Genomic DNA, 19,344 nt, shown 5'->3' with positions numbered 1-19,344 from the left:
ACTGGTGAAACAGTGCCTGGTAATGATAAGGAGGTATTTGAAAAATGCAGTTGAATCGAATTTTTTGAAATCGGAACAGGTGCTGAAGCGGATTGAACTTTAACAAAAGACAGCGCTTCTGAAAGCGTGGTTATTTTGATCCGCCAGTTATAAAAAGACTTGCTGTTAAGGCTGTTATCACGACAAAATTGAGCAACGGTTAAGCCGCTTTCTTGCTGCTCTGTAATTAATTTTGTCCATTTATCTTTAGCTGTCAGTTTCATTCCAATCTCCTCAATATGTTTTAGAGGACTGTAATCAAGTTGGATATGAAATTGAACGTGTGGTTGGCCGGACGTTTACAGTTCTTTTGTAACCGCTATCAGTTTTTAATACATACTTCCATGATTCTCTTCCCATTACTGCTTTTGATTGTGTAGAAATATAGTATTTGCGAGCAAGAACACTAGGCCCTTCTTATTGGTTGACCACGATCTTGTTTTTCTATTTTATTGGTCCACCAACCTGGGTTTGTTGTTATTATTGTGTCAATACAAACAACAAATAAGGAAAAATATGAAACTTAAAATTTTTACTCTTGCACCTATCGCGTTGGCGGTTGCATTAACAGGTTGTAACTCTTCAACTAATGAACATGAACAACTAAGTCAACCTGAGCTTGAATCTCGTATACATCCGGTTCTAGAGGTTGACGGTTATCAATTTCGAGATTTAGACGGTGATGGGAAATTAGCACCTTATGAAGACTGGCGTTTAACTGTAGATGAAAGGGCTGATGATCTACTGAGCCGTATGACATTAGAAGAAAAAGTTGGAATGATGCTTATTTCTACCCAGATGATGGGCAGAGATAAATTAGGCCTTGCTGACGGACGTCTTAATGAGGAAGATAAAGAAAGCTCTTATAACTGGTTTGATCCGGCGGTACCTACATTAGCCCCTATGATGGAGGAGTCTGCGGCTACAAAAGGTATTCAGGAAAGACATCTACGACGCTTTATTGCTCGAGATAATGAGTCTGCTTATGTTTCTGCTGTATGGGCGAACAACTTGCAGGAAACCGCTGAAAATACCCGTTTAGGTATTCCGGTGTTAATTGCTTCTAATCCGCGAAACCATCTTGCAGCAGATGCTGGAATTGGTGTTAGTGTCGGGGAAACTGTTTTTTCGTCATGGCCTGGTGAACTGGGGTTAGCCGCGACACAAGATGCCGAGTTAGTAAAGGAGTTTGCGGAGATGGCAGCTAAAGAGTGGGTGTCCACAGGTTTGAGGAAAGGTTATCAGTATATGGCTGATCTTGCGACAGAGCCAAGGTGGGAGCGTGTTTCCGGTACGTTTGGTGAAGATGCTAATTTAGCAGCTGAGATGATAAAAGCGGTTACTGAGGGATTTCAGGGTGAGAAGCTTGGTAAGTATTCTGTGGCACTAACTACCAAGCATTTTCCTGGCGGTGGTCCACAGCTAGATGGTGCAGATCCGCATTTTTCTTTCGGGAAAGAGCAGCATTATCCAGGAGGAATGTTTGACTATCATCTCATACCTTTTCAGGCTGCGATTGACGCTGGTACTGCCTCAATCATGCCGTATTATGCAATGCCGATCAATGCTACCAGCGACTTAGATTTTGACTTTGAAGAAATAGCTTTTGCGTATAATAAAGGAATTATTAATGATTTGCTCCGAGATGAAATGGGGTTTGAAGGCATTGTTAATTCGGATACAGGCCCAATATTCTGGCAGCCTTGGGGAATGGAAGACAAAAACTTAAATGAGCGTTATCAGAAAGCACTGGGCGCTGGTATCGATTTATTTTCAGGTAATGCTAATCCTGAGTATCTGTTAGAAACAGTTAATTCGGGTATGGTTTCTGAGCAGAGAATTAGCGAATCTGTACGACGTTTATTAAAAGAGAAGTTTGAGTTAGGCATATTTGAAGACCCATATGTTGATCCTGATCTTGCACGTGAGATAGCGGGTAATGCTGCCTTCCAAAAGAAAGGTGATATTGCTCTGAGAAAGTCCATTGTATTGCTTGAGAATCAACAATCGGTTCTACCGTTACAGGTTAATACTAAGGTGTACTTTGAAAAACTTTGGTCAGATCAACAGTGCGGCAGCTCAATTGGAGATAATTCAGAGTTGGTTAAAGGCACATTCGCAGCAACGAATAATTTATTACCAGCAAGTGAAGAAGTTAAGCAGGCAAATTTAAAGCGCTCTCTAGGATTCGAGTCAGATTCAATTACTGTTGTTGATGATGTGAATGAGGCAGATACGGTGGTATTAGTGCTGTTACCTAATAATTGTGGTTTATTTGCAGCAACAGATGATCCTATTTTACTGGGACTTTCAGACAACAATATTGATGTTGATTACATTAATACTATTGCAAGTTTAAAAGATACCGTTCTTGTGGTTAACTTTACTAGCCCATGGTCCTTAGAAGAGCTTAATGGTGACGCTCTAAAAACTGTTGTGGCGACGTTTGGCACCACTGATGCTGCAATATCAGATGTTTTAACAGGTAAGTTTAATCCTACAGGAAAAATGCCGATTTCGATCCCGATGACGCAAGCTGACGCTGATAATAACGACTCAGATGTTCCTGGGCATAGTGATGATAAGGTGCAGTTACGCTGGAAGTTTGATGATGGCCAGTCATATCAATAAAATGTAGGAATATTTTAAGAGGCCGGATAGTTATCCGGTCTTTTTATATAAGAAATACCGTTCAAGATCAAAAATACGCGCTCGCTTTGGTCGACCGCGGGTGTTATTGGTGTACCATTGCTCGGGTTGAACTTAGAAATAAAATATACGGGATAAAAGTTTCCTAAGTCTATTTACTCCCTGTAAATGTCCGTTCTGCTGGTGTGCATATGAATTAATGCCGTTAAAAAGCAGTCCTATAAATATAAAATGTTAATTAATAAGGATTGATATGAATACTGATATTAATATTCTTGCATGGCATGACACTGCCATTCCTCATCGCCTGTGGGTTGAAAAAAAAAATGAATCAGCCGTGCGTCTGTGCATGAAAGTAATTAAAGATGTTGAACCCGAAATACTCTATTTAGATTTGCCGGTACGTCAGGAAAAAATTATTGGGGCCTGGCAGGGGCAAGCTTTAGCGGTGTCCGACGAATTTAATGACGGTACATTATATTCGCAGGTTAGAGGCCTTTTAAATTTAAGTGAAGGTTGTGTTGTCTGGCTGGTTAATCATATTCAACTTCCTGATGGGAGAAAAATGTCGGCAGATAAACTGACAATAATACCCGGCATGATCCGAGAAAATGGTTCGCTAATTGGTAAATAATTAATATGGTAGTGCTCGGTTCTTGGGCCGCACATATGCGTAGTTTGGAATGACTCTGCTATCGTTATTTGAATGATAATGCGGTTTTAAGTTACTGTTTTATCAGTCATCGGGCATTTACCACTAATAAGACGGGCTTGGCTGACGTATCTGTATTATTCCTGCTCATTCGTAATGCAAATATAGTCACCGGCTTCCTCTACGATATGCTCTATTATTCGCTGTATAAGTCTTTAACTACCATGGTAATACAGGATGTATTTGTCCTCAGAAAATTGTAATAGTAATAACCTAAACGTTATTTAACGTATAGAGCTTCCGTTATACCATTCCTGATAATTACCTGCTTATTTCTTACTAGTTAAAGTTAACGATATCTATGTTGTTTTTTACTCTATAACTATTCTGGTACAAATTGTATGCGGTGAAAAGCAAACTCACGTTTTACTTATTGTTTAATTAAGCGGCCATACTCTCGTTAATTTTCCCTTTGTAATTTCAGACCATTTAATTTTTCAATTGGTGTCGAGCAAGGTGTATCACAAATCTATGTAATGTACCTGTGTCACACATTATATTTCGCAGTGTGATTGGTCTACCAGATATGGGCTTTTGCGCGTGATATTGGTCGCCCAATTTTTGTTTTTGATTTGATCTGCACTTTTGTTACAAGCAATAATAATCCCGAGCTTAAGACTGTAGCTGTTTTTTGAAATACGCAGTTACTTTATATTTATCACGACAAAAGCCACAAAACTAATTTTATATGCAGCCATAGAGCGCGTAAAACTTAAAAAACAAGGGAAAACAATGAAAAAAACATTACTAGCAACAGCAATTATGAGCGGTTTACTTTCAGCAGGTGCAGGTGCTGCGACTGTCTATGAAAAAGATGGAGATATATTACAATTAGGTGGACGTGCAGAAGTGCGTGGTTTGTTCAGCGATTCTGTTGAAGGTTCTATGGAAGATAAAAGCCGCGCGCGTATTAACGTAGCAGGCAGAACACAAATATCAGAAAATTTAGCTGGATTTGGTTTTGTGGAGTATCAAATTGACAGAGATAATGCAGATCAAGAGACGAAAGTTAATAATCGTTACTTATTTGCTGGTTTTGATACGGCTGTCGGTGCTTTCTCTTTTGGCCGTCAAGATACAGCGAATGTACAAATCGCTCAGATGAGTGACGTTGCTTCAAATTATTCAGGTGCTAACAAAGTCATCGATGCCGCACATGAGCAGCAAAGTAATAACTTTTTGTACGCCGGTAATTTTTTAGATAATGCATTATCTGTAAAAGCTAACTATATCGCAGCTAGCGAAGCTGATGCAGACTCATTTGGTGCCTCTGCGCGTTATGCTCCCGGCTTCGGTTTAGAAATAGGCCTAGGCTACGCAGATTCTGAAAATAATACAAACGTAGTAAATAGCGGTTTGTCATACACATTTGAAAGTTTTTATGCAGGTATAACTTACGGTAATGGTGAACTTCTAGATGATAACGATCAACTTCAGGATTTCACTATCATTGAAGCGGCTGCGCAATATATATTTACTAACGAGTTCCGCCTAATCGGCACTTATGTTAATCAGGAAATAAATGACGAAGATGAACAAGACTACTTAGCGATTGAAGCACAATACCGCTTTACCCCGGTGATACGTGCTTTTGCAATCTACCAGGCAAATCAACTGGATGGTGCCGAAGATGAATTGTTTACCGGTATCCGCTACGATTTCTAAATCATACCTTACCCTTTGATCTAAAAGAAAAGCGGGGCATATCATTATGCACCGCTTATCACAAAAACTTGTCTGCTCACCGGTAAATTCCTGCCGGACACAAGCTGCATAGAGCGTCGTTAGAGTTATTTGCATGCGCTCATGAATAACCGTCGTTTAAATCCAGGCAAAACTTTATCCTAAAATGTTGGATGGTATCTTTGAGCTGATCTTCATGAATCCAGGTACCCTTAAGGAAGCTTGGCGGGGCAGGCTTTAATTGTCACCTCTGGTTATGATGATGGACCGTTATTTATTTCGATAAGCGTGTGGTTTAATTTACCTGGTGCCTGTGTAATACGGACCGTTACGTATAATATCTGTTGGCAGTGTAGTTTGTGTCTACAATTGTCTATGATTCAGGTTGTGTTTCAGTGTTAATAAACGCCTTCAACTTCTTGTTCATAACTATTTATTGTCCCTATATTCAATGCCCTACGTTGTCTTCACCTTTATTCACACTTGTTGATATTACTTTTTAGCCCAGATCCCTATAATGCTGTTGAATGATACTGGTTGTCTACGCTTCGCCAGTGCATGTGGAAAGGGGAATTTGTTATTGCACAGCTGTTTTTTATAGACGATGCAGGTTTTTCTTTTCATTTAATATGTTTATAGAGGTATATAGAAGTTACATTTCAAGATACCTATGTAAGCTTTAAATTACTAATTCGATACAGAGAAATACCAGTGATGAAAAATATTGTACTAATTATCATGTTAAATATTCTGCTTCTTCCGTCGGCCTCTGCCAGAGACTCTATTGAGGCTTACTCTCTTGATGATGCCTTGTCGCAGCAAAAAGCCAGGCAGGTATTAGGCGGTCAGGTTGCTTTTTATTTCGGGGAACAGCCGCATGGCCAGGTTTTAACTAATTTCGGTGAATTTAAAAGTAATAAGAAAACCAATGCGTTCAACAAATCAGATAAACAGGCGTGTGAATGGGTATTCTTATCTGCAATGATTTCACTGCAGAAAAGAGCGATTAAGGAAGGCGGCAATGCGGTTATTAATATTAAATCTAATTATAAAAGTCACCTGACCTCAAGTAATGAGAGCTTTCAGTGTGGGGCCGGTACTTTTGTTGCCGGTGTGGCACTGGTTGGTACTGTGGTAAAAATTGAGCAGTAGTATAAGATAATTAGCCCCTGTGTACAGTTGTTAAAGACGTGAGTAACTGCAGTTAAAGGGCTAATTTAAACTTAACCAGCAGCGGATTATGATCGCTGCTTTTCGTTTTTATCGCTTCAGCGGGGCTAATTACCTGCAGTCCGCGGTAATAGATATGATCCAGGTGATTAAACAGAAACTTTTTAATGTTCTTTTCATGAGCCTGGTGAAACTGCACCTTTTCAAGGCCGCTGGCGGTTAATATTTTGTTTAAAATATTGGTTCTCTTTCTGTTCCATGTATTAAAATCACCGGATAATATTATCGGACCGTCATGGCTTAGTATTGAGTACTCAAGTTGCTGAATCTGCGATATAAATTTCCAGAAGCCAACGAAATTGATTGCATGAATATTTAACACTAACAGTTCTTTGTTTTCGTTATCAATAGCATAAGTTGTAGATAAGAATATTTTCGGGACCTTTATTAAGGGCTCATAGGCGTGTGACCTGATAACACTGACACACTGGTGGTTTGCGGTACTTGCGGTCAGTACACCTGAGTGTCTGTCTTTAAAAGTATCCCAGAAATTAGGAGCAAAAATAAAGCCGTAATATTCAAAATGGAGAATATTCTCTAAACCCTTTTGAAACTGGCATTCCTGCAGCAGAATGATTTCCGGCATATATTTTTCAATAAGTGCTTTAAACTCACCGTCCCATAATGGATCTTTATTCTTTTTTTGAATATTCCAGCTTAGTAGAGAAATATTCTTATTAATTAACTCTTTACGGGAATAATCATGATTTTCAATAAAATAATCAGCTTGTGCAAATCTTTTGTTCATAATAACTCTCGAGGGGTGACCGTTAACTGTTTTAGATGCTTTTAAAGACACCACAACCATTTATTATATTCTACAAAATCATCTTGTTAGGAAATTAGGGGATTAAATCTTGTGTTTTGTAATCACCGGCGCAATGTTTCAGACAATATCGAGCTAATATTGTCTGTTTTTATGTTTAGGAGTGTAGATGCTGTTTATCAAAAAATTATGGAAGTGCTATTGTGACTGGCTGGATGAGTTAGGTTTTAGTATTGAACATAAACGCAGTTGTGTTCCACTTTCAGAGAGGGCGCAAAAAGCGGTTAAAGACGTCCAGTCAAAATAACTCATATTTGTCCGTAAGCACAATGACAGAGAGATTCAAGGAGGCTGCTGTTAAGATGTCAAGACTACAGTTTGCTGCCTACACGGCAAACTGACTGATAATGGAAATATGCAGGCTTTGTTGCTTAAGCGTAATTCTTTTGTATCCATCGACCTCTGCTAAGTCGTATAATAGAAACGAACCCCTTATATACAGTTTTTTTATAGGAACATGAATGTTAGAAGAACAGCAGAATAACCCTTTGCACGGCCTTAAATTAGAAACTTTACTGACTGAACTCGTTGAGTTTTATGGATGGGACATTCTTGCCGCTGCAATGCGTTTCCATTGTTTTAAAACTAACCCTTCGATAGAAGGCAGTTTAAAGTTTTTGAGAAAGACAGAGTGGGCGAGAGTGAAATTAGAAGGTTTTTATCTGTCCCGTTTTAAGCGTATGCCGAGACCAACGGATGAAGAATTTGAGATGGCGCCTCGTGAACGTGGTTTTCCACTGCATATCGTGCCGCGTGACCCTATGATTCTGACTGTTGAATCCATTGAGCTTTCTCAGGCAAAAGCGGCTTCTGCTCATAAAGAAAAAACGTCACAAAGACACAGCCCCAGAAGTAATCGCGACTTTAAACCTGCAAAGAAAAGCAGTCAGCCTCGTAAAAAATCGACAAAAAGCGACGATCCGTCTGATCCTTGGGGATTGAAAAACAAATAAGAGTAATATATAGCCGTTATCATTCAAGATGCAGAAATCAGCAAGTCGTAAGGTGAACAGATTCTAGGCGTGAAGGTGAAGATCTAACGGGTTAAATCGAGACTTCACAACGAATTGTTAAATGCTTGCATTTAATCAATGTCGATAGAGGAATCACGAAGTGAATCGCTCGAAAGGTCATCATGTCGCGTCTTGTCTTGATGTCCGAGCTAGCGACTGATAAATGCATTTTGATTGATAACGGGTATATACGGCTGGTGCTTTTTACACCAGCCGTTTATATTCTATTTTACCTGTCCCAGTAAGTCTCTTCTAAACACTCTTCGCGCTCCGGTAATGCCCTGGTTAAACGTGGAGAATGCTGCAGCAGCACTTCATAACTTACCCGGTTGGCATAACGGCAGACCTGTGAAAGAGATGAATATGTCAGGAACGGATGAGAGTGTTTGTCAGACTCTTTGACATTGGCCTGATGATAACGGTTTGCCGCCATATCATGCAGTAGTGCGGAAAGTGCGCCGTCTCCTGCGCCATTGGTATTTTTTATCTCTAAAGGGCCGCCAAGGTAAGGGGCGATAAAAGAAAATACTTTGTGCGGATTGCTGCAGTCTGCTTTGCGCATTGAGCGGCTGAATTCAAACTGGTTAAAAGCGCTTATATCAGCGTTTAATAAAGGTAATGATGTTTTTCTTCTTACTTCCTGTTCGGTATAGCCTGCCATATACAAACCGTCAGGACCTGCTGTGCATAATACCAGGTCAACCCAGTCCAGCGCTTTTTCTGCCGCCAGCAGCGGTGAATTAAAACCGGTTAATGATTCACCTTCTTCTTCGTTCATCGCAACCACAGTAATATTTTCTTTGAGATAGTCCTGCCACCAGACTTCATTACCTTCGATAACCCATTTTGTGCCTAATGTGAGGACCACAGGTACCTGATGTTTTTTGGCATACTGCACTGCCCGCTGTACAGCTTTAGGCATTGGATCTTCCGGTTTGCCGCGCATCAGATAAGATGAAACTACCACTGCAGATGCATTTTTAAAGATAGATTCCGGAACGCTTTCTGGCGATAACTGGTTCATTTGCCCTTCATTGATCGCAAAGGTCCGCTCTCCGTCAGCGGTGATCAACGTATAGCAGCGGCCGATCGGGCCGTCTACCTTTTCAAGGTAATTCAGGTTTACCCGTGCAGAAGTATTGCACAAATATCGATAAGCGTAGGTGCCGACTTCAATATGTCGGGACATTACGCCTAATAATACCGATTTACTATCAGCCAGTACGGAATAGTTATGAATGGTATTACCAATCGTGTCACCGGGATACTGATGGGTGATAAGATCTTTTTCGACCAGTTCATGGTATAAAGCATCGGCTTTATCTTCATCTAATACTAGAGAATGTCCCTTACTTAGCTGATGCTTTTGTAAAAAAGCATCATCAACATGTGCTTCGATATCGACAATCGTCTGTCCGATACCAATAACCGGCGACTGATTTAAGCGCGGCTGAGTCTGTGTGATTTCTGCCGTAAGATTACGGGAAGACGACGGAAAATAATGTTGCGACTTGCGTTGACCTGGAAATTTCATAGATACTGACTTAAGGAAAATTTAGCGGGCGAATATAGCATAAAAAGCACAGGAAATTACATGCCAATATCATCTGTTTTCAGGATAAATAAGGAATGTTGCTATACAAGTGATTTGTATTTGTACAATTTTATTTTTGTTTGAGATAGACTGATTAAAGTTTGCCAGTAATTGCAGGTTATCGGAGCGGGAAGTTTTATCGCTAGGTATTTCTTAGTTTGTGCTTCTATTATTGACTATAGCGTGATCTGACTACAAAAATGGTACAACAGATTCAATTAATAGTCCTTCTTATACTCGCTTAACTGTATCTTTCCTTTACTTATCTTTTTTGAGCTTTGTTTTGAATCTGTCAATATTCAACCCTGATACGGGGACTTTAATACACCAAGAATTTACGCTGCACAAACACCTAGTGGTGCGTGAAATGGACGGTTTTCGATGGTTTCATTTAGGCGGTTCGTCTGTACAGTCGTTAATGGATCTTCATTGTACGAAAAAAATTGTACTGCCTGTTTATCAGTCAATGCTGCTGTTTTTATTATGGAAAGGGGAAAATTTACAGATACTGAATCTGGGAATGGGAGCCGGCGGCTTTGAACGAGCATTACAGGTCTCTCCCCACATAAATGTTACTTCTGTTGAACAGGATCCGCAGATAGCCGCTATGGCTAGAAACTATTTTTTCCTGCCCGACACTGTGCAGGTATATATACAATCAGCGCAGCAGTTTATTGAGCAGAACCATAATCAATATGACATTGTTTTATGTGATATTTTTATCGAACATAAACACTGTCAATGTATCAATGATTTGAATTTTTATCAGAATTTACATAAAAGCATGAAACAATCAGGTGTCGCATTAATTAACCTTTTTGTAGAAACCGAGCTGCAGCTGCTGGACATTTTACAGGGCGTGCACAATGTATTCAGTTACTCTGCATTAATTGAATTTACCGATTATAAGAATATAGTGCTGATTGTCAGTGATTTACCGATTCCTGCAAAAGAACAGTTATTTGTCAGTAATAAAAATGGAAATAATTCATCTGGTATAGATTTTGATAACATGATCAATCACTTATATCATATTAAGAAAAGTTGAAAGATCTGATTCAGTATATTATTCAAGCGAAGTTTTGTTTTTTATTTGATTAGCCATTTATTATTTAATTCGTATAATCCGTTTCCGGCTTAAACCTGAGGGTTTAGCCACCTTTAATACTAGCCGTAACATGGATAAGTTATCGACCCACGGAGTTGGACCGGCAAGACTTTTGTAAGTTTTAAGGTGACTCTATTGCTTGTTTTTGCGGCCGGAAAATATGATCTAAATGTCCCATTTAGAGCTGATGATTAGTATCAGCCGCCCGCGCAGCTTTGAACTCACCTGAAACTTACCCTTTGTTATACTAAATGGATAAAAAATGCAGTTGTTAATAAGTTTCGCAGGGATTTTCTTTCTTTTCTTTTGTGCCTGGGTTTTCTCTGAAAACCGCCGCGCAGTTAACTGGCGCACCATTTTCGGCGCTTTTGCTTTACAAGCCGGGTTTGCCGCTCTGGTTTTATATGTACCAATGGGGCAGCTGGTACTAGGCTCGGTGAGCCAAGGTGTTGCCTCCTTGCTTGGTTTTGCCGATCAGGGGATCAATTTCCTGTTTGGTAATCTTGCTACTAGCGGGTTTGTGTTTGCGATTAAGGTATTACCTCTAGTCATCTTTATCAGTGCATTAATTTCACTGCTTTATTATTTCGGAATCATGCAGCTGGTTATTAAAGTACTGGGCGGGGCTCTACAGAGACTGCTCGGGATAAGCCGTGCTGAGTCTCTGGTTGCAACGGGTAATATATTTTTAAGTCAGGGCGAATCCCCGATGCTGGTTAAACCATTCCTGCCCAAAATGACCCGCTCGGAGCTGTTTGCAGTGATGACCGGCGGAATGGCTTCAGTAGCGGGGAGTGTCTTGGGGGGCTATGCCGGTTTAGGCGTAGAGCTTAAGTACCTGATTGCAGCCAGTTTTATGGCCGCACCTGGTAGTCTGCTGATGGCGAAGATGCTGGTACCTGAAATAGATGCCCCGCAGTGTCAGCAGGGCATTGATCTTGGTAAAAGTGAACACAGCAATGCAGTTGATGCTATAGCATCAGGCGCAATGAATGGTATGCGTGTTGCCGTTGCGATAGGTACCATGCTGCTGGCGTTTATTAGTGTGATGGCGATGTTTAATGCCGGGCTCGAGCATGTGGGGTTATGGTTTAATATAGAAGGTATGACCATGCAGAGCATATTGGGTTATATCTTTGCACCAGTGGCTTATATTATTGGTGTGCCTGCCAGTGAAATGATGCAGGCTGGTGGCTTTATTGGTCAGAAAGTGATTCTTAATGAATTTGTTGCTTTTCTAGATTTTACTTCTATGAAAGAAACAATGTCAGCACATTCTCAGGTTATTATTACCTTTGCGCTTTGTGGGTTTGCTAATATCGGTTCTATTGCTATTCAGCTTGGCAGTATCGGTATTATGGCACCTGAACGCCGCACCGATGTGGCAAGTCTTGGCTTCAAAGCGGTACTTGCCGCCACTTTAGCTAACCTGATGAGTGCCGCATTAGCCGGTATTTTTATCACACTTTAATGTAAAATCCCGGTATATATTACTGGGTTATTAAATAAGGCTGTCAAAGTAATTTAACGGCCTTTTTAATTTTCGAAACTGCATTTACAACAAATCATATCCGAACAATTTATGTATCTTTGTGCTCACTGCCTGATGGGCATCTTCAAACAAAGGATCACCGTGAGCGCCCGGAAGGTGAGGAATTTTTCATACTTTAAGAGACAAAAAGTTATTTATTTTAAGCTGTATATTTCAACCATTAACTAAGCTGGTAAGGTGTTGTGAATGCGGTTGTGTGTAATTTTTGTCATTTCAATAGCGTGCTGTAGTGTTACTTAATATCTGCACTAAGATGCCCGCCAATGCTCTGTTAAAGCAAGCTGAGCTAATTGTTATAATCATTAACCACCTGATTTATAGCTCGTATTTACACGTGATGGAGGTTTGAGTATTAATTGATTATAGGATAAATGAGTGGATCAGTTCGGCTGTATGCTCAGGATGCTCCATATGAATATGATGACCGCCCGGCAGCTGACGGCAGCGTAGATCTTTGAAAAAGGAAGCGAAATGATCGAGAGCTCTACTTACCATGTCCAGCCCTTGACTGGCGTAGATTAACAGTACAGGACATTGAATATCACCAATAAGCTGTTCCGCCTGCTTTGTTGTTAAGCGATATGGTGACAGCATTTTAAGGCGTTGATCTGTGCACCAGGCATAACCGCTCTCTTCTCTGCGCAGTCCGCGTTTGACAATTATCTGCGCATATTCACGGTCCAGACCAGAAACAATTATACGCGCATTTACTGCTGACTCGATCGTTGCATGATTTCTTCTTTTCTGTGCCGATTTATGTTTTAAGTTTGATTCTGCAGCATTAGCTCCTTTCAAACGGCTGAGCAAACCCTGGCGAAGCTGTCTGCTGGTATGAATTTCTTCACTGCAGATAAAACCAATTGAGTCTATTAAGGTTAACGATTTTACTTTTTCAGGAAAGGCAGCCGCAAAAGCCGAGGCAATCATGCCCCCCATTGAGTGTCCTACGATATCGATTTTATTCCAGTCGTTGACTGCAAATAACTGTAGAAGATCATAAACCCAGTCAACAAAATGATAGTGCGCATCTGGACTCCTGTGCGATGAAAGGCCATGGCCAGGCAGATCAACTGCGATAACTCGTCTACCGCTTAAACAGGGCATAAGTGAAGAAAAACTCGCCGCATTATCCAGCCAGCCGTGCAGACATAAAATAATCTCACTTTGTGGATCACCGCACGCAAGTCCGTGTATTGATAAAGTATCTATTTGATAATGAATTTCTTGTATCGAAGTGTCTGCTGGCATGAGATGTCTAATATACTGGGAATAAAGAAGTGAATCACTGTCTGCTCGGTTATTCTACTTAAAAATCAGCCGTCGTTCAATAATATACCCGCAGGGCAAGCCGCGAGGCAAACACCTTCGTTGTTGTGAAATTTCGATTTAACCCGTTAGATCTTCACCTTCACGCCTAGAATTTGTTCACCTGCGACTTGCTGATTTTTGCATCTTGAATGATAACGGGTATATAAACCCTGCAGGTCAGCAGGGCTTATTAATTCCGCGTCTAGCTGCTGATAAGGCTACACTCTGCGGTAAGGCAGATAAACCGGCTCCCAGATATGGGCTTCAAGCTCAGTATTGATATCTTTATCGCGCAGCTGGCTCTGTGCATCTGTCTGCTGAATCTGTTCAAGAATTGCCGTAGCAACATGAATAGAAACGTCCCGCAGACTGCTGATTTTAGGGAACACGCAGCCTGCATCTAGATCTTCCTGTGAAACAAAATCTGCCAGAGCAAATGAGGCGGTAGTAAACATCTCCATGGTGATTTTCTTAACATCAGCAGTAATTGCCGCCAGACCGACACCTGGGAAAATAAAGACATTATTACCCTGACCGATACGGTAGCACTGATCGTTAAACTGTACATCATCAAAGGGGCTGCCTGTTGCTACTATAGCCTGACCGTCACTCCAGTTATAAATATCTTCCGGTAATGCTTCACAATTACTGGTTGGATTAGAAAGAGGGAAGATCATCGGTCTTGCAGTGTAATCGAGCATTTTCTTGATATGCTGCTCTTTGAATGCACCGCCGACACCGCTGCACCCCAGCAGAACGGTGATCGCTGTGTTATTTATTAATTCTGTTAGAGTCGCTTTGTTCGGTACCGCCAGCTCCCAGTCTGCAGCTAACTGTGCAGGTTTTGCAAAACGCTTTTTGTATTCATCCAGATCCGCTCTGTCGTCAAATACAACGCCGCGAGAGTCGAGAATAAATATTCTGTCCCGTGCTTCCTGATGAGATATACCTTCTTTAAGCAGGCCGGCAAATATTTGATCTGCAACCCCTACGCCGCCGGCTCCAGCACCATAAACCGCATAAGTCTGGGTAGCTAAGCTTTCACTTTTAATTTTGGTCGCGCCGATTATGCCGGCAAGTACTACCGCACCAGTGCCTTGTATATCATCGTTGAATGACGGAAGTTGATCTTCGTAGTTGCTTAAATTGTCAAAAGCATTAGATTTACTGAAATCTTCCCACTGCAGCACAGCTTTAGGAAAGTGCAGTTGTACCTGTTCAACAAACTTTTTAATAAACACCTTGTAAGCTTCACCAGTTAAGCGCTTATTCGGAACGCCTAAATACATAGGATCGGAGAGTAAGTCTTGATTGTCTGTACCTATGTCTAACGCGATAGGTAAACAATGATCCGGGTGGATGCCTGCGCCTAAGGTATAAAGGGATAATTTACCAATTGGAATCCCCATACCGCCGACGCCCTGATCGCCAAGCCCTAGAATTCCCTGACTGTCCGTTACTACGATAATTTTAATATCTTTACCCGCAAACTGGCGGGCCATATCGCCGAGATCATTAACATTATCAGCAGTTACATAAAGGCCTCTGGCTTTCTGATATCGGTGACTGAACTCCTGACAGGCTTTGCCCACGGTTGGAGTATAAATGATAGGAGTCATCTCTTCGATATGACGTGAAATCAGTGCGTAAAACAAGGTTTCATTTCTATCCTGCAGTGCCCGCAGAAACAGATATTTTTCAATGTCGGTGGATGCATTACGAAAGCCGTGGTAAACACGCTTAAGTTGATCTTCAAAAGTTTGTACACGCGGCGGGAGCAGGCCGTTTAGTGAAAACTCTTCGCGTTCCTGGTAACTGAAGGCTGTACTTTTATTTAATGTTCTGTCATTGAGCAGTTCTGTGCCTTTAATTGAAACGGGTCTGAATTCATTACCCTGAGAATCTTTCCATCTTAAGTATTTACCTGTGCTCATAACATGCTCCGTGATTAATATTGTTAATAATTTGTATGATATTTCCAAGAAGCTTAACAATACTCCGGTCAGTGCTTAAATAAAAGTACCTTTATCCTTAATAACAGATAGTTATTTAGTGTATTAAGGCGCCGTGCTGTATTGTTGAGGAATTATTAAGTTGTAGAAAATTTGTAAAAGAAATCATTTTGTGCGATTGACAGATTGCCGGTGGTTTGAAGAGCATAGATTGACGGCTTTATGCCCGGCCTGGGTACGTAGTATCTGCTGGGCTTATTACGCTTAATTAAACGTACAGGATGTATACTCTTTGTTATGTTGTAACTATATTGTTATCTCTACACTGCTGGTCTATATTTATTCAAACAGATTTCAGTTGATGAAAAATTATATGAAGCGTGATATTTTTGTGATTGGCTTGATCTGATCAGCAATAGTACTGATCAACCGGAACAGAACTTGAATCATTAAAAAGGATATTTTATGAATCTATATGATCTGTCTTTTGTAAAAATTATTTTATTGCGTGATGATATCGCAGAAGTGATCGTCAATGACCGTATCGAAGTTAATGTAGAAATGGTAAAGCAGACGCATGCGTTTTTGCTTTCTCATTTGACTCAGCCGTTTTCGCTGCTTATTAATAAATTAAACTCCTACAGTTATACATTTGAGGCACAAATGGAAATTACCAGTCTTCCTGAAATTAACGTATTAGCAGTCGTTTCCTACAATAACTTCAGCACAGTATCTACTCATTATCTGCACTCACTCACACGAGATAACAACTGGAATCTACATATATTTTCTCAGCGGGATGAAGCATTAGCCTTTTTAGAAAAAGCTCAGGAAAAGTGTTTAATTTAGCTGGTCTGAATTAAGCCGGGTAATTGAACTCATAATAAAGCTTCATCTGCACCAATATCGCTTTATATTACATAACTTAATTAGAGCGGGCGCTAGATAAGCACCTTTTCATCTAAAATACCCTGTTCTATCAATTGTTTTAACACGGCTTTACTCTGCGTTCTAAATGTATCTCTTAATAAACGCACCGCAGGCGTAATGGACTGCCGACTTGGGCAAATCAGCCATAACTCAGTGGGTTTCGGTTTAAACTCAGGCATTACATTAACGAGTTTTCCCGATAATAAATCTGCAGACATATCAAGACAGGATTTAACCGCCAATCCGTGTCCGGCAACACACCAGCGCCTTACTAGCTCAGCATCATTGGCAATGCGGTTGCTGCTCATTTTTATTTTATAGTCTTTATCTTTATCTGAAAATCGCCAGACATTATGAACGATATCATGAAGCTGATAAAAAAGTCCGTTATGTGCAGCTAAGTCATGAGGGTGTTCAGGTGTACCGTGTTTTTCTAAATATTCAGGCGTTGCACATAATATTCCTGGAACATTACATATTTTAAACCCGTAAATACCGGCATCCGAAGGTGACCCGTAACGTAATGCTATATCTACAGAATCGCGGTAAAAATCGACATTACTGTCACTAATATTGACTCTTAAACTAACATTAGGATGAGCAGCCATAAAATCATCCAGCCAGGGAATCACTCTATTTCTTCCTAAGTCTGATGACAGTGCAATACGCAGTTCACCGTCAATGATATCCAAATCATCCTTCATGTTTTTTTTTGCGAGATCTAACATCACTAATGCCTGCTCACATTGTGGGATATACCGCTCACCTGCGCTGGACAGGCGAAGCTGCCGTGTTGTCCGAATAAATAATTCGAATCCTAATGATTTCTCGACACGTTTAACAGCCGCACTGGCCGTTGCTGTACGCATATCTAAATTTTCAGCTGCTGCAGTGATACTGCGAAACTCAGCGACTTTCAGGATAACCTGCAGATCTTCTAATAACATATTGTCTAATCTAATTTGATAATATTTAAAATATTATACTGTTCAAAGATGCCTGATCAACCTCAACTACTAACATCAGTCAATAATACACTGGAGATACATCAATAATGCAGTTTCAGATACTTAGCTGTTAAGCACAGATTAGTTTTAGTTAACTCAACCCGTGGGGGGATTTACTGATCGAAGTTATAACTAGTGCGGATAAATTTAATGAAGTGTTTCAAGTTATAGGCGCAGTTAGCGAGAGCAATAACCAGTGCAGATGTATAGCGTCGCTATGTGGGACTATCCTGGAAAAAGTATTCGAAGGTTTTTACTACTATCAATTTTAATTTGATAATAATTCAAACAGCAGGCTGTTTATAGACGATGCAACTAACGCTATTGTTTAGTACGTAAACACAAATATAAATACACAGGAGAATATTATGACTACATTAAGTATCGTTGTCGGCATTGCTGCAAAATCAGGAAAAATTGAACTAGATAAAGCTGAGGTATTAAACTTTTCGATATAACTCGCGCTGAACAAGGCTGCATTAATTCTTATTTAAAGCAGAATAATGATAATCCTGTGCATTTGATATTTTATGAAAACTGGACGATTCGTGAACTATAGCGGGTAGACATGGATAGTCAGTACTTAGCTGATTAGATAGCTGCCGCCGCTGGTACGGTTGAGGAGTTTGCATTAGATGGAATGACGCAAACAGCAAGGGCTGCACCTGAAAGTACTACCGGTCACGACCGTATACAGTGAGAGTTAAACTGGAGAGAGATATGACACACCCAATTATTACCGATTTACAAAACCGCTATACAGCAAAAAAATATGACCCGTCAAAACGTATATCGCAGCAGAATTTAGAGGTGATTTATGAAGCAATGCGTTTGTCTGCTTCTTCAATTAATTCTCAGCCATGGAAGTTTATCGTGATTGAAAGTGAACAGGCTAAGCAGCGCCTGCATGATACTTTTGCGCATAAATTTCAGTTTAATCAGCCTCATGCCAAAGCCGCTTCGCATATTATTTTGTTTGCATATAACCCGGAATATAAACGGAAAGATTATGCTAAAGTAATTGACAGCGATATTGCAGCAAAGCGTACAAAATCACAAGATCGTGAACAAGCATTCGGCGCTTTTGCGTTTGCGGATTTAAATACCGATAAAACAGGCCGCAATGCTTCCTGGACTAAGGCTCAAACCTATCTAGCACTGGGTAATACACTGCATGTGTTAGCGCGTCTTGGTATTGATTCCACTACCATGGAAGGTATAGACAGCGCCATGATCAGTGAGATGTTTGCTGACGAGTTAGGCGGCTATACTTGTGATGTCGCACTGGCGATTGGTTATCATGACAGTGTCGAAGATTATAATGCGGCACTGCCTAAATCACGTTTAGCCGCCGGGCAGGTGATGCAGGTTTTATAATCCCAGCCACGGTTTTACTCAATGAAAGCTGCCTGATCTGGAAGCAGTTCAGGCTTTATGCTCGAAAAATAAACCATGTTACTTGAACCTCCGCTTTGTGATTTTGGTTGGAAAAACGCTGAGTTTACTTTACAAAATGCAGATGATAAAAGTTATACCATGAGCCTGTAGTTGGAGATAAAGGTTTATTAATCATGTTTATCTGTAGTCACTGCCCGTATGTGCTGCTTAATACGGTTTGACTTAGCCTTATCAGATTGATGAAACACAAATGGTCGGTAGACAATACGGTGCGCTCTGCATCCCTGATTTCTTTGTTTTTAACAGCAGAGTGAGCTTCAATATCGAGGCGCATTAGATAATG

At 40.5% G+C, this 19,344-nt stretch carries 16 protein-coding genes; 10 read left to right on the top strand and 6 right to left on the bottom strand.

The genetic code is table 11. From position 1 onward, the window contains the following. Window positions 1-263: IS66 family insertion sequence element accessory protein TnpA (gene tnpA, locus G327_RS24630; protein ID WP_019615190.1), on the bottom strand; the 263-nt coding region annotated here is incomplete at its 3' end. Window positions 264-555: 292 nt separating this feature from the next. Here tnpA and G327_RS0112840 point away from each other — a divergent pair. The 4 genes from G327_RS0112840 to G327_RS0112825 all read left to right on the top strand — a co-directional run bounded on the left by G327_RS0112840 (window position 556) and on the right by G327_RS0112825 (window position 6,235). Next, window positions 556-2,670, top strand: coding sequence for a glycoside hydrolase family 3 protein (locus G327_RS0112840; protein WP_019615189.1), 2,115 nt, complete (start codon window positions 556-558; stop codon window positions 2,668-2,670). A gap of 271 nt (window positions 2,671-2,941) precedes the next feature. Beyond that, the gene (locus tag G327_RS0112835) at window positions 2,942-3,322 is read left to right on the top strand and encodes a hypothetical protein (RefSeq protein WP_019615188.1); all 381 of its coding nucleotides are present in this window, start codon (window positions 2,942-2,944) and stop codon (window positions 3,320-3,322) included. Window positions 3,323-4,132: 810 nt separating this feature from the next. Continuing rightward, window positions 4,133-5,065 carry a porin gene (locus G327_RS0112830; RefSeq protein ID WP_019615187.1) on the top strand — a complete coding sequence of 311 codons (933 nt, stop codon included), beginning with the start codon at window positions 4,133-4,135 and terminating at the stop codon, window positions 5,063-5,065. A 732-nt stretch (window positions 5,066-5,797) separates the two neighbouring features. Further along, window positions 5,798-6,235, top strand: coding sequence for a hypothetical protein (locus G327_RS0112825; protein WP_019615186.1), 438 nt, complete (start codon window positions 5,798-5,800; stop codon window positions 6,233-6,235). Between the two features lie 52 nt (window positions 6,236-6,287). Here G327_RS0112825 and G327_RS0112820 read toward each other — a convergent pair whose 3' ends face one another. Beyond that, entirely contained in the window at window positions 6,288-7,061 is a 774-nt protein-coding gene (locus G327_RS0112820) for an endonuclease/exonuclease/phosphatase family protein (protein ID WP_026339351.1), read from the bottom strand. A gap of 187 nt (window positions 7,062-7,248) precedes the next feature. On the opposite strand from G327_RS0112820, the gene G327_RS27065 reads away from it, so the two are divergent. Next, the gene (locus tag G327_RS27065) at window positions 7,249-7,386 is read left to right on the top strand and encodes a hypothetical protein (RefSeq protein ID WP_019615184.1); all 138 of its coding nucleotides are present in this window, start codon (window positions 7,249-7,251) and stop codon (window positions 7,384-7,386) included. Between the two features lie 214 nt (window positions 7,387-7,600). After that, complete coding sequence (locus G327_RS0112810; RefSeq protein ID WP_019615183.1) at window positions 7,601-8,092, top strand: VF530 family protein; 492 nt, start codon at window positions 7,601-7,603, stop codon at window positions 8,090-8,092. Between the two features lie 289 nt (window positions 8,093-8,381). Here the strand turns inward: G327_RS0112810 and G327_RS0112805 are convergent, their stop codons facing one another. After that, window positions 8,382-9,686 (bottom strand): inosine/guanosine kinase, encoded by a 1,305-nt coding sequence (locus G327_RS0112805; protein ID WP_019615182.1) that lies wholly within the window; start codon window positions 9,684-9,686, stop codon window positions 8,382-8,384. A 343-nt stretch (window positions 9,687-10,029) separates the two neighbouring features. Here G327_RS0112805 and G327_RS0112800 point away from each other — a divergent pair, with 343 nt between their 5' ends. Together G327_RS0112800 and G327_RS0112795 are read left to right on the top strand one after the other, a co-directional pair. Continuing rightward, window positions 10,030-10,794, top strand: coding sequence for a methyltransferase domain-containing protein (locus G327_RS0112800; protein ID WP_157601107.1), 765 nt, complete (start codon window positions 10,030-10,032; stop codon window positions 10,792-10,794). A gap of 322 nt (window positions 10,795-11,116) precedes the next feature. Next, complete coding sequence (locus tag G327_RS0112795) at window positions 11,117-12,325, top strand: NupC/NupG family nucleoside CNT transporter (protein WP_019615180.1); 1,209 nt, start codon at window positions 11,117-11,119, stop codon at window positions 12,323-12,325. A gap of 441 nt (window positions 12,326-12,766) precedes the next feature. Here G327_RS0112795 and G327_RS0112790 read toward each other — a convergent pair whose 3' ends face one another. Both G327_RS0112790 and G327_RS0112785 read right to left on the bottom strand, forming a co-directional pair. After that, window positions 12,767-13,654 carry an alpha/beta fold hydrolase gene (locus G327_RS0112790; RefSeq protein WP_019615179.1) on the bottom strand — a complete coding sequence of 296 codons (888 nt, stop codon included), beginning with the start codon at window positions 13,652-13,654 and terminating at the stop codon, window positions 12,767-12,769. Window positions 13,655-13,932: 278 nt separating this feature from the next. Beyond that, the gene (locus tag G327_RS0112785; protein ID WP_019615178.1) at window positions 13,933-15,648 is read right to left on the bottom strand and encodes an NAD-dependent malic enzyme; all 1,716 of its coding nucleotides are present in this window, start codon (window positions 15,646-15,648) and stop codon (window positions 13,933-13,935) included. A 483-nt stretch (window positions 15,649-16,131) separates the two neighbouring features. Between G327_RS0112785 and G327_RS0112780 the strand changes: the two genes are divergently transcribed. Further along, on the top strand, window positions 16,132-16,515 hold the full coding sequence (locus tag G327_RS0112780) for a hypothetical protein (protein WP_019615177.1): 384 nt from the start codon (window positions 16,132-16,134) through the stop codon (window positions 16,513-16,515). A 92-nt stretch (window positions 16,516-16,607) separates the two neighbouring features. Here G327_RS0112780 and G327_RS0112775 read toward each other — a convergent pair whose 3' ends face one another. Then, window positions 16,608-17,543 carry a LysR family transcriptional regulator gene (locus G327_RS0112775; RefSeq protein ID WP_019615176.1) on the bottom strand — a complete coding sequence of 312 codons (936 nt, stop codon included), beginning with the start codon at window positions 17,541-17,543 and terminating at the stop codon, window positions 16,608-16,610. Window positions 17,544-18,323: 780 nt separating this feature from the next. Here G327_RS0112775 and G327_RS0112765 point away from each other — a divergent pair. Beyond that, the gene (locus tag G327_RS0112765; protein WP_019615174.1) at window positions 18,324-18,980 is read left to right on the top strand and encodes an NAD(P)H-dependent oxidoreductase; all 657 of its coding nucleotides are present in this window, start codon (window positions 18,324-18,326) and stop codon (window positions 18,978-18,980) included. The last annotated feature ends 364 nt before the right edge of the window (window positions 18,981-19,344 follow it).

This window comes from Psychromonas ossibalaenae ATCC BAA-1528, assembly GCF_000381745.1.
GTDB classification, from domain to species: Bacteria; Pseudomonadota; Gammaproteobacteria; order Enterobacterales; family Psychromonadaceae; genus Psychromonas; species Psychromonas ossibalaenae.
Note: the sequence above shows the minus strand (reverse complement) of the source record. Positions and strands in the feature narration are given on the sequence as shown.

What these genes read in the sequence shown, in the direction of transcription:
- G327_RS0112840 (WP_019615189.1), top strand. Translation starts at nt 556, where the DNA reads ATGAAACTTAAAATTTTTACTCTTGCACCTATCGCGTTGGCGGTTGCA.
- G327_RS0112835 (WP_019615188.1), top strand. Translation starts at nt 2,942, where the DNA reads ATGAATACTGATATTAATATTCTTGCATGGCATGACACTGCCATTCCT.
- G327_RS0112830 (WP_019615187.1), top strand. Translation starts at nt 4,133, where the DNA reads ATGAAAAAAACATTACTAGCAACAGCAATTATGAGCGGTTTACTTTCA.
- G327_RS0112825 (WP_019615186.1), top strand. Translation starts at nt 5,798, where the DNA reads ATGAAAAATATTGTACTAATTATCATGTTAAATATTCTGCTTCTTCCG.
- G327_RS0112820 (WP_026339351.1), bottom strand. Translation starts at nt 7,061, where the DNA reads ATGAACAAAAGATTTGCACAAGCTGATTATTTTATTGAAAATCATGAT.
- G327_RS27065 (WP_019615184.1), top strand. Translation starts at nt 7,249, where the DNA reads ATGCTGTTTATCAAAAAATTATGGAAGTGCTATTGTGACTGGCTGGAT.
- G327_RS0112810 (WP_019615183.1), top strand. Translation starts at nt 7,601, where the DNA reads ATGTTAGAAGAACAGCAGAATAACCCTTTGCACGGCCTTAAATTAGAA.
- G327_RS0112805 (WP_019615182.1), bottom strand. Translation starts at nt 9,686, where the DNA reads ATGAAATTTCCAGGTCAACGCAAGTCGCAACATTATTTTCCGTCGTCT.
- G327_RS0112795 (WP_019615180.1), top strand. Translation starts at nt 11,117, where the DNA reads ATGCAGTTGTTAATAAGTTTCGCAGGGATTTTCTTTCTTTTCTTTTGT.
- G327_RS0112790 (WP_019615179.1), bottom strand. Translation starts at nt 13,654, where the DNA reads ATGCCAGCAGACACTTCGATACAAGAAATTCATTATCAAATAGATACT.
- G327_RS0112785 (WP_019615178.1), bottom strand. Translation starts at nt 15,648, where the DNA reads ATGAGCACAGGTAAATACTTAAGATGGAAAGATTCTCAGGGTAATGAA.
- G327_RS0112780 (WP_019615177.1), top strand. Translation starts at nt 16,132, where the DNA reads ATGAATCTATATGATCTGTCTTTTGTAAAAATTATTTTATTGCGTGAT.
- G327_RS0112775 (WP_019615176.1), bottom strand. Translation starts at nt 17,543, where the DNA reads ATGTTATTAGAAGATCTGCAGGTTATCCTGAAAGTCGCTGAGTTTCGC.
- G327_RS0112765 (WP_019615174.1), top strand. Translation starts at nt 18,324, where the DNA reads ATGACACACCCAATTATTACCGATTTACAAAACCGCTATACAGCAAAA.